This window comes from Streptomyces sp. NBC_00704 (assembly GCF_036226605.1).
Taxonomy (GTDB): Bacteria; Actinomycetota; Actinomycetes; order Streptomycetales; family Streptomycetaceae; genus Streptomyces.
On the sequence record NZ_CP109000.1, the window covers coordinates 5,964,099 to 5,978,861 of the forward strand.

Consider the following 14,763-nt stretch of genomic DNA (forward strand, 5'->3'; position numbering starts at 1 on the left):
ACATGCGGGTCTCGACCGCCGAACAAAAGGGCAGGTTCGGGATTCCCGCTCAAGCGCAAGCCATCCGGGAGTTCGTGGAGCAGTGGCCGTCTTGGAGCCTGGTGGGGTCCCAGCAGGACGCCGGTGAATCGGGCTCGGCGTATTCGCGCCCTGGATTCGACGCGCTGCTCGACGACATCGCAGCAGCCCGCGTGAAGATCGTCCTGGTGCACCGTCTGGATCGGCTGGGGCGTACGGAGGCTGCCATCTGGCGTTGCATCTGGCAGATCGAGGACGCCGGGGGGCGGGTGGAGTGTTGCACCGAACCGCTCGGCGAGCGGGGTGTCGAACGGTGGCGTACGGTCGACCGGCTGGCGCAGGTGTCGAAGCGGACTACCGGCGCCTTGTCGCGCGCACGCAGGCCGGTCGGCAATTCAAGGCGGTCGAGGGTGGCTGGCCTGGTGGTCCGGCTCCCTACGGCTACAGGATCAGGGGCAAGGGCTCGTTCGGCTCGACGCTCGAGGTGGATTCTGCTGAAGCCCGGGTGGTGAGGCTCATCGCCGACCTGGTGATCGAGGGGGGGGCCGCACCTTCGTGGAGCTCGCTGAGGAGCTGAACGTACGTGGATTCCTCACCCGGAACGGAAGTCGTTGGACCTGCGCGAACCTTCATCAGCGGTTGAGGGGATCCACGTTTCTCGGACAGGCGGTCTTTCGCCGCTCTGATCAGCAGTGGGGTGGACACTGCACCAAACTCGGGAGCGACGGACTCCCCCTGTACGGCGCGAGCGTGGTGATTCCGCTGCCTCCGATCCTCTCGACGGATCGGATCAAGAGTTTTCAGGAAGCGCTGGCCAGGTTGACGAGGCCCGGCCGCAAACCCAATCTGGTGTACCCGCTCACGGGGCGTATCCAAGGGGTGTGCGGACTTCCGTACGTCGGATCGTTCCGTGGGAAGGACGGGATTCGTACCTACCGGTGTTCGGCACTCGGTAAGCCGGGTTCCTGCGGGTGCGTCTTCCTTCGCGCCGATTACGTGGAGCGCGAGGTGGAGGAGCGCATCAACGCCTTGCTCGCCTCGACGCCGCCGGACGTCCGGTCGGCTCTGCCGTCTGCCGGTCAGGCGTCAGCGACGTTGATCCGGCACCTTGAGCGGGTGAGGTCGCTTGATCGGCTTGCCGCCCGATACCGGCAGGAACTCGATGCGCTGCGGAGCCGTGGTGAACAGGGCCTCATCGCCGAGGCTGCCACGCGTCAGCTCGAATCGGATGTGGAAGTGGTCGGCCGGATTCTGGCCCATGCGCGGGACTGGCTGCGTGAACTCGAAAACGAGGGCAATCGTGATAACCGGCTGCGAACTGTGCTGGCATCGCCGGCACCGGACATCCGGACCCTCTCGCCGTCCGAAAAGCGCCGCATCATCGAGTTGGTGGAGGTACGCGTGGAAATGATGGATCCCGCATTCCGCTATCGAGAGGGGACGCGCTGCCTGACGACGGAGTGGCATCTGCGTACGGGGACACCGGTGCCGCCCGACCCCACGGACTGTCAGTGGGCTCGTATTGAAGAACTGCTGCGCTCCAGGTATCCGGCCCACCACTTCAGGTCGCGCCTGAACCTGCGGGCTGCATGCGCAGGAATGCTGCACCGTCTGCGCACCGGAATCCTGTGGCGTGATCTTCCTGAGCAGTTCGGGGATTCTCGGAAGGTTCGTTGCAGGCAGCGCACATGGCTGGCGGACGGCGTGTGGGCGGACATCGTGAAGCTCCTGGGTGACGCGTGGGAGAGCACGCCAGTCCTGAGTTACGAGGCCGCCCCGGCGATGGTCATCCGCACGGACCTCGACGCCGAAGTTCTCCGCTGATCATCCGCGACGCGAGGCCCGGGCATGCGCAGCCAGAGAGTATGTCCTCTTGATCGGGTGCCATGCCCGGGCCGCCGCTACCGGACGCCATCGGGCGAACCGATGGGACGCCATGCGCTCTCGTTCACGCTCGTGCCGTAATCTCAAGGATCGGAGCCCGCTGCTGACGGGACCGGACCTTGATCCACGACTTGGGGTTGCACAGCAGATGACTGCGATTTCTCTCGGCATGCCGTCCGTTCCGACCAAGATCGCCGAGCGCCGCAGGAGCCGGCAGATCCAGGTCGGCTCCGTGGCGGTGGGCGGGGACGCCCCGGTGTCGGTGCAGTCGATGACGACGACGCGTACGTCGGACATCGGTGCGACGTTGCAGCAGATCGCGGAGCTGACGGCGTCGGGGTGTCAGATCGTGCGGGTGGCGTGTCCGACGCAGGACGACGCGGACGCGTTGGCGACGATCGCGCGCAAGTCGCAGATCCCGGTGATCGCGGACATTCACTTCCAGCCGAAGTACGTGTTCGCCGCGATCGAGGCGGGGTGTGCGGCGGTGCGGGTCAACCCGGGCAACATCAAGCAGTTCGACGACAAGGTGCGGGAGATCGCGAAGGCGGCGAAGGAGCACGGCACGCCGATCCGGATCGGGGTGAACGCGGGCTCGCTGGACCGTCGTCTGCTGCAGAAGTACGGCAAGGCGACGCCTGAGGCGCTGGTGGAGTCGGCGCTGTGGGAGGCGTCGCTGTTCGAGGAGCACGACTTCCGCGACATCAAGATCTCGGTCAAGCACAACGACCCGGTCGTGATGATCGAGGCCTACCGGCAGCTCGCCGCGCAGTGCGACTACCCCCTGCACCTCGGCGTCACGGAGGCGGGTCCGGCGTTCCAGGGCACGATCAAGTCGGCGGTCGCCTTCGGCGCGCTGCTCTCACAGGGCATCGGCGACACCATCCGGGTCTCTCTGTCGGCGCCGCCGGTGGAGGAGGTCAAGGTCGGCAACCAGATCCTGGAGTCGCTCAACCTCAAGCAGCGCGGCTTGGAGATCGTCTCGTGTCCGTCCTGCGGCCGTGCCCAGGTCGACGTGTACAAGCTGGCGGAGGAGGTCACGGCCGGTCTGACCGGTATGGAGGTCCCGCTGCGGGTCGCGGTGATGGGCTGTGTCGTCAACGGTCCCGGTGAGGCCCGCGAGGCCGACCTCGGCGTCGCCTCCGGCAACGGCAAGGGCCAGATCTTCGTCAAGGGCGAGGTCATCAAGACCGTCCCGGAGTCGAAGATCGTGGAGACCCTCATCGAGGAGGCCATGAAGCTGGCCGAGCAGATGGAACAGGACGGCGTCGCCTCCGGCGAACCGTCGGTGTCGGTCGCCGGCTGACACCCGCGACCCGAGCCCGTCCGCCGGTCCGGGGCCGACGAGACCCGTCGGCGCCGGGTTCGGGCATCCAGCCCGTCCGGTGTCCACGGCTGGCAGGAACCGCTCGGCGCCGGGCCGGGAGAGCCGGCCCGTCCCGCGTTCGAGGACGAGGCCCGTTCAGGGCCGAAGCGGGAGTCCGGGGGCGGCAGTCCCCGGAGGACGGCACGCCACCCCACGCCCACGGCGACCAACGCGAACGCGGACCGAACGCAGGGCGGCACCGCAAAGCTTCCGCAGGTACAGTGCGGAGATCAGCAGACCTGAGTGTGAGGCCCCGCGCGTGTTGACCCAGACCACCTCCCGGGTCCTCGAACCGAGCGACCTGGACGCCGCGCTCGCCGTCCTCGACCGCGAGCCGGTCGCCAACGCCTTCGTGACGTCCCGCGTACAGGTCGCGGGCCTCGACCCCTGGCGCCTCGGCGGCGAGATGTGGGGCTGGTACGAGGACGGCATGCTGACGTCCCTGTGCTACGCGGGCGCCAACCTCGTCCCGATCTGCGCCGGCCCGCGCGCGGTACGCGCCTTCGCCGACCGGGCCCGCCGCGCGGGCCGCCGCTGCTCCTCGATCGTCGGCCCCGCCGAGCCGACGACCCAGCTGTGGCGACTCCTCGAACCCCACTGGGGCCCCGCCCGCGAGGTCCGCGCCCGCCAGCCCCTCATGGTCACCGACCGCATGCCCGACGACATCGCCCCCGACCCCTACGTCCGCCGCGTCCGCAAGGACGAGATGGACACGATCATGCCGGCGTGCGTGGCGATGTTCACCGAGGAGGTCGGGGTCTCCCCGATGGCCGGCGACGGCGGACTGCTGTACCAGGCTCGGGTCGCCGAACTCGTCGGCTCCGGCCGCTCGTTCGCCCGCCTCGACGAGCGGGGCAAGGTCGCCTTCAAGGCGGAGATCGGCGCGGCGACGTCGCGGGCCTGCCAGATCCAGGGCGTCTGGGTCGCCCCCGAGTACCGCGGACAGGGCCTCGCCGCCCCCGGCATGGCGGCCGTCCTGCGCTACGCCCTGGCCGACGTGGCCCCCGTGGCGAGCCTCTACGTCAACGACTTCAACACCGCGGCCCGGCGGACCTACCGAAGGGTCGGCTTCCAGGAGGTCGGCGCCTTCACGAGCGTGCTCTTCTGACGCCCCTGTAGGCTCCCGCCATGGACCTCGTCATCGGCCCCCTGGACCTTCCCGCCCACGTGGACGAGGCCCTGAGCGTCCAGGCCTTCGCCTTCGGGCTCGGCCCCGACGAAGTCGCCGTCAGACGCCAGATCGTGCTGCGGCACATGACGAACCCGGGCGCGCGCGCCTTCGGAGCGACGACGTCCGAGGGCCGTCTCGTCGGCTTCGTCTACGGCATGCCCAACGACCGCACCCACTGGTGGTCCACCGTCGTCCAGCCCTACCTGCGGGCCCAGCACCACGAGCACTGGCTCGACGACTCCTTCGTCATCACCGAACTCCACGTCCACCCCGCCCACCAGAACCGCGGCGCGGGCCGGGCCCTCATCACCACGATCACCGACACCGCGAGCGAGCCCCGCTCGATCCTGTCCGCGATCGACACCGAGAGCCCCGCCCGGGCCCTCTACCGCTCCCTCGGCTACCGGGACCTGGCCCGCCGCGTCCTCTTCCCCAGCGCCCCCCGCCCTTACGCGGTGATGGGCGCCCCCCTTCCGCTGCTGCGAGCGCGATAACCGATTTCCGGGCACGCCGCGCTCCCGGCTAACCTCCTAGCCAACACCCTCCTCCGCTCCCGGCCCCGTTCCGAGCGGGGGTACCCCATCGGCAGGAGTACGACAACCATGGCCAACGCACCGGTCCAGCGCATGTCCCAGTTGATGGCGAAGACGCTGCGCGACGACCCGGCGGACGCCGAGGTCCTCAGCCACAAGCTCCTCGTCCGTGCCGGCTACGTCCGCCGCACCGCCGCCGGCATCTGGTCCTGGCTGCCCCTCGGCAAGAAGGTCCTCTCCAACGTCGAGCGCATCGTGCGCGAGGAGATGGACGCGATCGGCGCCCAGGAGGTGCTGCTCCCCGCCATCCTGCCCCGGGAGCCGTACGAGGCCACCGGGCGCTGGGAGGAGTACGGCGCCGAGCTGTTCCGCCTCCAGGACCGCAAGGGCGGCGACTACCTGCTCGGCCCCACCCACGAGGAGATCTTCACCCTGCTGGTGAAGGACCAGGCGTCCTCCTACAAGGACCTGCCGGTGATCCTCTACCAGATCCAGAACAAGTACCGTGACGAGGCCCGTCCGCGGGCCGGCATCCTGCGCGGCCGCGAGTTCCTCATGAAGGACTCCTACTCCTTCGACACCGAGGACGAGGGCCTCGCCCACTCCTACGCCCTGCACCGCCAGGCCTACCAGCGGGTCTTCGAGCGCCTCGGCCTCGACTACCGCATCTGCGCCGCCACCGCCGGCGCCATGGGCGGCTCGAAGTCCGAGGAGTTCCTCGCCCCGGCCGAGGCCGGCGAGGACACCTTCGCCGACTGCCCGAACTGCGACTTCGCGGCGAACACCGAGGCGATCACCTACGAGCTGGCGCCGGTTGACGCCGCCGGCGTCGCCGCGCTCGAGGAGATCCCCACCCCGGACACCCCGACCATCGAGACCCTCGCCGCCCACCTCGGCGTCCCGGCCTCCGCCACGCTCAAGAACCTGCTGGTGAAGGTCGACGGCGAGATCGTGGCCGTCGGCGTGCCCGGCGACCGCGAGGTCGACCTCGGCAAGGTCGAGGCGCACTTCGCGCCGGCCGCCGTCGAACTGGTCACCGCCGAGGACTTCGTCGGGCGTCCCGACCTGGTGCGCGGCTACGTCGGCCCGCAGGGCCTCGGCGACAAGGTCACCTACATCGCCGACCCGCGCGTGGCGCCCGGCACCTCCTGGATCACCGGCGCCAACAAGGAGGGCACGCACGCGAAGAACGTCGTCGCGGGCCGCGACTTCGAGGTCGGCGCCTACGTCGACGTCGTCGTCGTCAAGGAGGGCGACCCCTGCCCGAAGTGCGGCACGGGCCTGAAGCTGGACCGCGCCATCGAGATCGGCCACATCTTCCAGCTGGGCCGCAAGTACGCCGACGCCCTCAAGCTGGACGTCCTCGGTCAGCACGGCAAGCCGGTCCGCGTCACCATGGGCTCCTACGGCATCGGCGTCTCCCGCGCGGTCGCCGCCCTCGCCGAGCAGACCGCCGACGACAAGGGCCTGTGCTGGCCCGCCGAGGTCGCCCCGGCCGACGTGCACGTGGTCGCCGCGGGCAAGGCCCTCCAGACCGAGCTGGCGCTGGAGGTCTCCGAGAAGCTGCGGGCGGCCGGACTGCGCGTCCTGGTCGACGACCGGGCCGGCGTCTCCCCGGGCGTCAAGTTCACCGACTCCGAGCTGATCGGCGTGCCGCAGATCCTGGTGGCGGGCCGTCGCTCCGCCGAGGGCGTCCTGGAGCTGAAGGACCGCAGGACCGGCGAGCGTGAGGAGCTCACGGTGGACGAGGCGATCGCCCGCCTCACCGCCTGACGCACGAGCCGCCCCGAGGGCCGTCAGGACCCACCACAGCCCTGACGGCCCTCGGAGGCGTGAGCCGCGCCCGGGGTTGGCGTATCGACATGTCGACCGGGTTTCACGGTCGGCCACGCCCCTGTGCGCGGGGCGCGGAACTCACCCCGGGGTGACGGAGCCGTCGGCCTGACGTTCCCGCCGTGCGCGGACAGGTCACGGTCCCGTTGGGCGTGGACGGGTCCTGTTCTCGCCGTGCGTGGACGGGTCCTGCTCGCGCCCTGTGCCGACGGGTCCTGTTCCCGCCCTGCGCCGACGGGCGCCGCTCGCGCCTTGTGCCGACGGGTCCTGTTCCCGCCCCGCGTGGACGGGTCCTGCTCTCGCCCTGTGCCGACGGGTCCTCCTCCCGCCCCGCGCCGACGGCCCCGCTCCCGCCCCGCGCGGATGGCCTCTGGCTGCGCACCCGGCACCGGTGTATCGACACGTCGACCCGGACTCCCGGTCTGTCGCGGGGTTCTGCGCGCACCGGGGGCGGGACTCACGCCGCGGCGGCGGTCACAGCCAGCTCGCGAACTCCAGCAGGAGTTCCGCGTCCCGGGGCCGTCCGACCCGCATCGCCCGCACCCCGGACTCCACCGCGCGGAAGAGCGTCCACCCCCGCACCCGCTCGCCGTCCAGCTCCAGCGACTCCGCCAGCTTGCGCACCCGTCGCCGTGTGGTCGCGGCCCCCGAGGGGGAGCCGATCAGATCCTCCACCCGGTCGCGCACCAGCCGCGCCAGATCGAACGCGCACTCGCCGACCACCGGATCCGGGCCCACCGCCAGCCACGGCGACCGCTCGGCCGCCAGCACCTTGCTCTGCCGGAACGTGCCGTGCAGCAACCGCACCTCCGGCGCCGTTCCCACCAGTTCCTCGCGGGCGGCGAGCGCCCCGTCCACCAGAGCCGCCACCGCCGGTCCCGCCCCGACGGCGGCGCTCCGCATCGCCTCGGCCTGCCGGCCGGTCCGCTCGGCCACCGTCTCGAAGACCTGACCGGCCGGCGGTCGCACCCACAGCCGGCGCAGCGTCCCCGCCGCCTCCAGCAACGCCTTCGCCTCCGGCAGGGACCGCACCGACACATCGGGGTGCAGCCGTTCCAGGAGCAGCGTCCCCGCCGTCTGCGGCCCGTCCAGCGTCTGCACGGCGCCCAGGCCGTCCCAGTGCGCGAGTGCGGCCCGTTCGGCCTCGGGGCGGAAACGCGGCGGGGCGAGCTTCAGCACGGCCGGCGTCCCGTCCGCCCGGCGCACGAGCACGACCAGGCTGGACCTGCCGCCCGGCACCTGCACCCGGTCGACGGTCAGCTCGCGCAGGGCGACGGCCTCGCGGACCGTCTCGGGCAGCCTCTCCAGCCAGCCGTCCCCGTCCGGCGCCGTCTCACCAAGCGCCTTGACCAGACGCTGCGGCGGTGCGAAAGCCATGCGCGAGTCGTCCCCTTCCGTGCTTGCGGCCGAGCCGTCGGTCACCCCGTCGTCGCCGCGGTCGCCGCCGTCGCCGCTGCCGGGGGCGCGGCGGGCGCCGCCGTCGTGGCGGGCGCCGGGTGCGTGGCCGGATCCGTGCCGTCCCGCTCCGCGAGACCAGGGAAGGCTACGCTGCCGCCGCGCCAGCGCGCCGCCCGCACCGCCGCCTCCCGCAGCGCGGCCGCCGCCTCCCGGCGCCGTGCGGCGCCGGTCGCCCGCACCAGGTCCGAGTACACCCCGGCCACGCGTCCCTCCAGCTCGGCGGCGAGCCGCACGGCCGCGGCGGAGTCCTGCACCGCGAACGGCAGCGCGTACCCGGCGCTCGCCGCGACCGGCTCGGCGCCCATGGCCCGCACCTCGCGCGCCAGCGCGTCACGTCGCGCCCGGTGCGTGTCGTAGCCCGCCCGTGCCTCGGCCCGCCGGGCCTCGCCCACGCGCCCGCCCACGACCCCGTAGCCGTAGACGGCGGCATGCTCGGCGGCCAGCGCCGCCTGCAACGCCGTCAGCTCCGCGCTCGTCTCCGCGCTCATCGCGTCCCCTCCGTCAGCAGATAGGCGTGGGCCGCGCCGGCCGCCGCCACGGAGGCCAGCAGCCGGGCCGGTTCGCCCGGCAGTTCGCCCAGTTCCGCGGCCCGGCGGTCGGCCAGCGCCCGCTCGGCCCCGGCCAGCTGCGCCAGCGCGTCCTTCTCGAGCACCGGGACGGGGGACGGCACGGCCGAGGGCGGCGGGGTCGCGGCGGAGCCGGTGGCCGAGCCCGTGGGCGAACCGGCGGCCGGGCCGGTGGCGGAGGCGGACGGCGACGGGGACGGCCGGCGGACGCCGCCGAACGCCTCCACGTGCCGGACCACCTCCGCCCGCAGCGGCCCCAGCAGCCCCGCCAGCCCCGGATGGACGGCCAGGACGGCGTCGTACCGCGCCACCAGTGCGTCGCTGTCCACGGCCGCACGCGCGCGTGCCCGCTCGGTGACGCCGGGGCTGCCGCTCGCGTCCGCGCCGCCTTCCCGTCCGCCCCCGGAGCCCGACGAGCAGCCGGCGAGCAGCGCCGCTCCCGCGGCGGACGCGAGCAGGGATCTTCTGCGCGGTCCCGACGGGGCGCGCGGGGGGAGGGGGAGCGGCACGGCGGACGTCCTCGGGAACTCGTACGAAAGAAACACCAAGAAGGGGGCAGGCCCGTGATCACCGTACCCGCGCGCCGCTTCCCCACCACTCAGCGGCACCGCGTGCGAGAGCGTTCGCCACCCTCCGTGCACAGGTGGACGGCAACACACCCTGCGACCGGATACCCTTTGACCAGACACGCGCACCGTCCCACAACAGCACACGCGGCCGAGGAGTCACCCGGATGAGCACCACCCACAGCGAGAGGCTGCGAGAGCTCCTGGAACCGCTCGTCGCCTCCCAGGGACTGGATCTCGAAGAGATCACCGTGGACTCCGTAGGACGCAAGCGGGTGCTGAGCGTGGTCGTCGACTCCGACACCGGGGCGGACCTGGACCAGATCGCCGATGTGAGCCGCGCGCTCTCGGCGAAGCTCGACGAGACGGACGCGATGGGCGAGGGCGAGTACACCCTCGAGGTCGGCACCCCGGGCGCGGAGCGCGCCCTCACCGAACACCGGCACTACGTGCGCGCCACCGGCCGGCTGGTGCGTTTCCGGCTGGCCGACGACGGCGAGCTGGTCGCCCGGATCCTCCGGGTGGACGACGACGGACTCGACGTCGAGGTGCCGGGCGTGAAGGGCCGTAAGGCCACCGCCCGCAGAGTCGCCTTCGGCGACGTCGACGCCGCGCGCGTGCAGGTCGAGTTCAACCGCAAGGACAAGCACGACGACAACGAGAAGGAAGAGGAGGCGTAGCCGTGGACATCGACATGAGCGCCCTGCGGGGCTTGGTACGGGAGAAGGAGATCTCCTTCGACCTGCTGGTCGAGGCGATCGAGTCGGCCCTCCTCATCGCCTACCACCGCACCGAGGGAAGCCGCCGCCACGCACGCGTGGAGCTCGACCGGCAGAGCGGGCACGTGACCGTGTGGGCGAAGGAGGACCCCGAGGACCTCGACGAGGGGCAGGAGCCCCGCACGTTCGACGACACCCCGTCGGACTTCGGCCGTATCGCCGCCACCACGGCCAAGCAGGTCATCCTGCAGCGCCTGCGCGACGCCGAGGACGACGCGACGCTCGGCGAGTACGCCGGCCGTGAGGGCGACATCGTCACCGGCGTGGTCCAGCAGGGCCGCGACCCGAAGAACGTGCTCGTCGACATCGGCAAGCTGGAGGCCATCCTGCCGGTGCAGGAGCAGGTCCCCGGCGAGACGTACACGCACGGCCTGCGCCTGCGGTCGTACGTCGTCCGGGTGGCGAAGGGCGTGCGCGGTCCGTCCGTGACGCTCTCGCGCACGCACCCCAACCTGGTGAAGAAGCTCTTCGCCCTGGAGGTGCCGGAGATCGCCGACGGATCGGTCGAGATCTCCGCGATCGCCCGCGAGGCCGGTCACCGCACGAAGATCGCCGTCAGGTCCACCCGTTCGGGTCTGAACGCCAAGGGCGCCTGCATCGGCCCCATGGGCGGCCGGGTGCGCAACGTGATGGGCGAGCTGAACGGTGAGAAGATCGACATCGTCGACTGGTCCGACGACCCGGCCGAGATGGTGGCCAACGCGCTCTCCCCGGCCCGGGTCTCGAAGGTCGAGGTCGTCGATCTCGCGGCCCGCTCCGCGCGCGTGACCGTGCCGGACTACCAGCTGTCCCTGGCGATCGGCAAGGAAGGGCAGAACGCCCGGCTGGCCGCCCGCCTGACCGGCTGGCGCATCGACATCCGTCCGGACACCGAACAGCCGGAGGAATAGATCTCGGCCTGTGGTGGCTGAGATCACGTCAGAGTTCGTCACGGCACGTGTTCGATTCCTGCCCCATTGGGGCGAGGTCGGCGCGGGGAGGTAGACTTGACTGTGTCTGGCCGGACGCGCACCGGAGCATGCCCTGAACGCACCTGTGTGGGGTGCCGGAAGCGGGCGGCCAAGACGGAGCTGCTGCGCATCGTGGCGATCAAGGACGCATGCGTCCCCGATCCTCGCGGTACGCTGCCCGGCCGGGGTGCGTATCTGCATCCCGCCCCGGTCTGTCTCGACCAGGCGGTGCGCCGCCGGGCGTTCACGAGGGCGTTGCGAGCCCCGGGAACGCTCGACACCAACGCGTTGCGCCAGTACGTCGAGCAGACGAACGTCGCCGAACAGGCGGCACCGTAAGAAGGCGTCTCACGGAAACCCCCGTGCGGCTCCGGTACCCCGCGAGTTGGAAGTAGGTCGAGATTGCGATGAGCACTCGATGAGCACGCGATGAGTACGCCCATGAAGTAGCGACGGTCCGGACACACCCGGACCTAAAAGGAGCGAAGTGGCTAAGGTCCGGGTATACGAACTCGCCAAGGAGTTCGGGGTGGAGAGCAAGGTCGTCATGGCCAAGCTCCAGGAACTCGGTGAATTCGTCCGTTCGGCGTCTTCGACCATCGAAGCGCCCGTTGTCCGCAAACTGACTGACGCCTTCCAGGGCGGCGGCAAGTCCGCCCCCCGCAAGGCAGCCCCCAGGCCCGGCGCGCCCTCCCCGGCGCAGGCGGCCCGTCCGGGTCCGGCCGCGCCTCGGCCGGCCGCCCCCAAGCCTCCCGCGGCGCAGACGCCCGCGGCTCCGGCGGCTCCCGCCGCCCCGGCCGCCCCGTCGGCTCCCGCACCGGCGGCCTCCGGCCCGCGTCCGGGCCCCAAGCCCGCGCCGCGTCCGGCCCCGGCCGCCCCGGAGTTCACCGCTCCGCCGGCCGCTCCGGCCGCTCCGGCCGCCCCCGCGGCTCCGGCCCAGTCGTCCGGCCCGCGGCCGGCCTCGCAGGGACCGCGCCCCGGCGCGCCGCGCCCCGCCGGCCGTCCCGCGCCCGGTCAGGACCGTGGCGAGCGCGGTGACCGTGGTGAGCGTGGCGACCGCGGCCAGCGTCCGGCCGCCGCTCAGGGGCAGCGCCCCGGTGGCGCAGGCGCCCCGCGTCCGGGCGGTGCCCGTCCCTCGGGTCCGCGTCCGGGCAACAACCCCTTCACGTCCGGCGGCAACGCCGGCATGGCGCGTCCGCAGGCGCCCCGTCCGCAGGGCGCCCCGCGTCCCGGCGGCCCGGGTGCTCCCGGCGCCGGTCCCCGTCCCCAGGCCGCCGGCGGCCAGGGCGGCGGCCCCCGTCCGCAGTCTCCGGGCGGAGCACGTCCGAGCCCGGGCGGGATGCCCCGTCCCCAGGGCGCAGGCCCCGGCGGTCCCCGTCCCGGCGGCGGTCCGCGTCCCAACCCCGGCATGATGCCGCAGCGTCCGGCTGCCGGCCCGCGTCCCGGCGGCGGCCCCGGCGGCCGCGGTCCCGGCGGCGCCGGTCGTCCCGGCGGCGGCGGCGGTCGTCCCGGTGGCGGCGGCGGCTTCGCCGGTCGTCCCAGCGGTCCCGGCGGCGGTGCCCGTCCCGGTGGCGGCGGCGGCTTCGCCGGCCGTCCCGGCGGTCCCGGCGGCGGCGGTGGCTTCGGCGGCGGCGGTGGCCGTCCCGGCTTCGGCGGTCGTCCCGGCGGTCCCGGTGGCCGTGGCGGCACGCAGGGCGCCTTCGGCCGTCCCGGCGGTCCCGCGCGTCGCGGTCGCAAGTCGAAGCGTCAGAGGCGCCAGGAGTACGAGGCCATGCAGGCCCCGTCGGTCGGCGGCGTGATGCTGCCTCGCGGCAACGGCGAGACCATTCGCCTGTCGCGCGGTGCGTCCCTCACCGACTTCGCCGAGAAGATCAACGCCAACCCGGCGTCGCTCGTCGCGGTGATGATGAACCTCGGCGAGATGGTCACGGCCACGCAGTCCGTCTCCGACGAGACGCTGCACCTCCTCGCGGGCGAGATGAACTACACGGTTCAGATCGTCAGCCCCGAGGAGGAGGACCGCGAGCTGCTCGAGTCCTTCGACATCGAGTTCGGCGAGGACGAGGGCGACGACGAGGACCTGGTGGTCCGTCCGCCGGTCGTCACCGTCATGGGTCACGTCGACCACGGAAAGACCCGACTGCTCGACGCCATCCGCAAGACGAACGTCATCGCGGGCGAGGCCGGCGGCATCACCCAGCACATCGGTGCCTACCAGGTCTCGACCCAGGTCAACGAAGAGGACCGCGCGATCACCTTCATCGACACCCCGGGTCACGAGGCGTTCACCGCCATGCGTGCCCGTGGTGCCCGGTCGACGGACATCGCGATCCTGGTCGTCGCGGCCAACGACGGCGTCATGCCGCAGACGGTCGAGGCGCTCAACCACGCCAAGGCGGCCGAGGTCCCGATCGTCGTCGCGGTCAACAAGATCGACGTCGAGGGCGCCGACCCGACCAAGGTGCGCGGTCAGCTCACCGAGTTCGGTCTGGTGGCCGAGGAGTACGGCGGCGACACCATGTTCGTCGACATCTCCGCCAAGCAGGGTCTGAACATCGACTCCCTGCTGGAGGCCGTGATCCTTACCGCCGACGCCTCGCTCGACCTGCGGGCCAACCCCAGCCAGGACGCGCAGGGCATCTCGATCGAGTCCCGTCTCGACCGCGGCCGCGGCGCCGTGGCCACGGTCCTCGTCCAGCGAGGCACCCTGCGGGTCGGCGACACGATGGTCGTGGGCGACGCCTACGGCCGGGTGCGCGCCATGCTCGACGACAACGGCAACAACGTCGCCGAGGCCGGCCCGTCGACGCCGGTCCAGGTCCTGGGCCTGACCAACGTCCCGGGCGCGGGCGACAACTTCCTCGTCGTCGACGAGGACCGCACCGCCCGCCAGATCGCCGAGAAGCGTGCCGCCCGCGAGCGGAACGCCGCCTTCGCCAAGCGCACGCGCAGGTTCTCCCTGGAGAACCTGGACGCCGCCCTGAAGGCCGGCGAGGTCCAGCAGCTGAACCTGATCATCAAGGGTGACGCTTCCGGTTCGGTGGAGGCCCTCGAGTCCTCCCTGCTCCAGCTGGACGTCGGCGAAGAGGTCGACATCCGCGTCCTGCACCGCGGCGTCGGTGCGGTCACGGAGTCGGACATCGACCTGGCCATGGGCTCGGACGCCATCGTCATCGGCTTCAACGTCCGCGCGGCGGGCCGCGCGGCGCAGATGGCCGAGCGCGAGGGCGTGGACGTCCGGTACTACTCGGTCATCTACCAGGCGATCGAGGAGATCGAGGCGGCCCTGAAGGGCATGCTGAAGCCGGAGTACGAGGAGTTCGAGCTGGGCACGGCGGAGATCCGCGAGGTCTTCAAGTCGTCCAAGCTCGGCAACATCGCCGGTGTCCTCATCCGCTCGGGCGAGGTCAAGCGCAACACCAAGGCGCGCCTCATCCGCGACGGCAAGGTGGTCGCGGAGAACCTCAACATCGAGGGCCTGCGTCGCTTCAAGGACGACGTCACCGAGATCCGCGAAGGCTACGAGGGCGGTATCAACCTCGGAAACTTCAACGACATCAAGATCGACGACGTCATCGCGACGTACGAGATGCGCGAGAAGCCGCGGGTGTAACCACCCGAGGTACGTACCGGCCGGCG

13 protein-coding genes are annotated in these 14,763 nt (G+C 72.0%); 10 read left to right on the forward strand and 3 right to left on the reverse strand.

Features of this window, described 5'->3' with window-relative positions:
• The first annotated feature begins 2 nt into the window (after positions 1 to 2).
• From OG802_RS35980 to OG802_RS26060, 6 genes are all read left to right on the forward strand, one after another.
• Positions 3 to 530 carry a recombinase family protein gene (locus OG802_RS35980; protein WP_443055458.1) on the forward strand — a complete coding sequence of 176 codons (528 nt, stop codon included), beginning with the start codon at positions 3 to 5 and terminating at the stop codon, positions 528 to 530.
• Between the two features lie 238 nt (positions 531 to 768).
• On the forward strand, positions 769 to 1,842 hold the full coding sequence (locus OG802_RS26040) for a transposase (RefSeq protein WP_329414178.1): 1,074 nt from the start codon (positions 769 to 771) through the stop codon (positions 1,840 to 1,842).
• A gap of 208 nt (positions 1,843 to 2,050) precedes the next feature.
• Complete coding sequence (gene ispG, locus OG802_RS26045) at positions 2,051 to 3,208, forward strand: flavodoxin-dependent (E)-4-hydroxy-3-methylbut-2-enyl-diphosphate synthase (RefSeq protein ID WP_329414179.1); 1,158 nt, start codon at positions 2,051 to 2,053, stop codon at positions 3,206 to 3,208.
• 319 nt (positions 3,209 to 3,527) lie between these two features.
• The gene (locus tag OG802_RS26050) at positions 3,528 to 4,376 is read left to right on the forward strand and encodes a GNAT family N-acetyltransferase (protein ID WP_329414181.1); all 849 of its coding nucleotides are present in this window, start codon (positions 3,528 to 3,530) and stop codon (positions 4,374 to 4,376) included.
• 20 nt (positions 4,377 to 4,396) lie between these two features.
• Positions 4,397 to 4,933: a GNAT family N-acetyltransferase gene (locus OG802_RS26055; protein ID WP_329414183.1), complete on the forward strand. Its 537-nt coding sequence runs from the start codon at positions 4,397 to 4,399 to the stop codon at positions 4,931 to 4,933.
• A 108-nt stretch (positions 4,934 to 5,041) separates the two neighbouring features.
• Positions 5,042 to 6,745 (forward strand): proline--tRNA ligase, encoded by a 1,704-nt coding sequence (locus tag OG802_RS26060; protein ID WP_329414184.1) that lies wholly within the window; start codon positions 5,042 to 5,044, stop codon positions 6,743 to 6,745.
• A gap of 534 nt (positions 6,746 to 7,279) precedes the next feature.
• Here OG802_RS26060 and OG802_RS26065 read toward each other — a convergent pair.
• Genes OG802_RS26065 through OG802_RS26075 form a run of 3 tightly spaced genes read right to left on the reverse strand, consistent with a single transcriptional unit; the run spans position 7,280 to position 9,338 of the window.
• Positions 7,280 to 8,182, reverse strand: coding sequence for an aminoglycoside phosphotransferase family protein (locus tag OG802_RS26065; protein ID WP_329414185.1), 903 nt, complete (start codon positions 8,180 to 8,182; stop codon positions 7,280 to 7,282).
• 41 nt (positions 8,183 to 8,223) lie between these two features.
• Complete coding sequence (locus tag OG802_RS26070) at positions 8,224 to 8,751, reverse strand: DUF4439 domain-containing protein (protein ID WP_329414187.1); 528 nt, start codon at positions 8,749 to 8,751, stop codon at positions 8,224 to 8,226.
• Complete coding sequence (locus OG802_RS26075; RefSeq protein ID WP_329414189.1) at positions 8,748 to 9,338, reverse strand: hypothetical protein; 591 nt, start codon at positions 9,336 to 9,338, stop codon at positions 8,748 to 8,750. The genes OG802_RS26070 and OG802_RS26075 overlap by 4 nt, the downstream gene beginning before the upstream one ends.
• Before the next feature lie 224 nt (positions 9,339 to 9,562).
• Here OG802_RS26075 and rimP point away from each other — a divergent pair, with 224 nt between their 5' ends.
• The 4 genes from rimP (at position 9,563) to infB (ending at position 14,737) form a co-directional block, all read left to right on the forward strand.
• Positions 9,563 to 10,075 carry a ribosome maturation factor RimP gene (rimP, locus tag OG802_RS26080; RefSeq protein WP_329414191.1) on the forward strand — a complete coding sequence of 171 codons (513 nt, stop codon included), beginning with the start codon at positions 9,563 to 9,565 and terminating at the stop codon, positions 10,073 to 10,075.
• 2 nt (positions 10,076 to 10,077) lie between these two features.
• Positions 10,078 to 11,064, forward strand: a complete 987-nt coding sequence (gene nusA / locus OG802_RS26085) for a transcription termination factor NusA (RefSeq protein WP_329414193.1) — start codon at positions 10,078 to 10,080, stop codon at positions 11,062 to 11,064.
• Between the two features lie 102 nt (positions 11,065 to 11,166).
• Positions 11,167 to 11,463 carry a YlxR family protein gene (locus tag OG802_RS26090; RefSeq protein WP_329417397.1) on the forward strand — a complete coding sequence of 99 codons (297 nt, stop codon included), beginning with the start codon at positions 11,167 to 11,169 and terminating at the stop codon, positions 11,461 to 11,463.
• 148 nt (positions 11,464 to 11,611) lie between these two features.
• Positions 11,612 to 14,737: a translation initiation factor IF-2 gene (infB, locus tag OG802_RS26095; protein WP_329414194.1), complete on the forward strand. Its 3,126-nt coding sequence runs from the start codon at positions 11,612 to 11,614 to the stop codon at positions 14,735 to 14,737.
• Positions 14,738 to 14,763 lie beyond the last annotated feature (26 nt).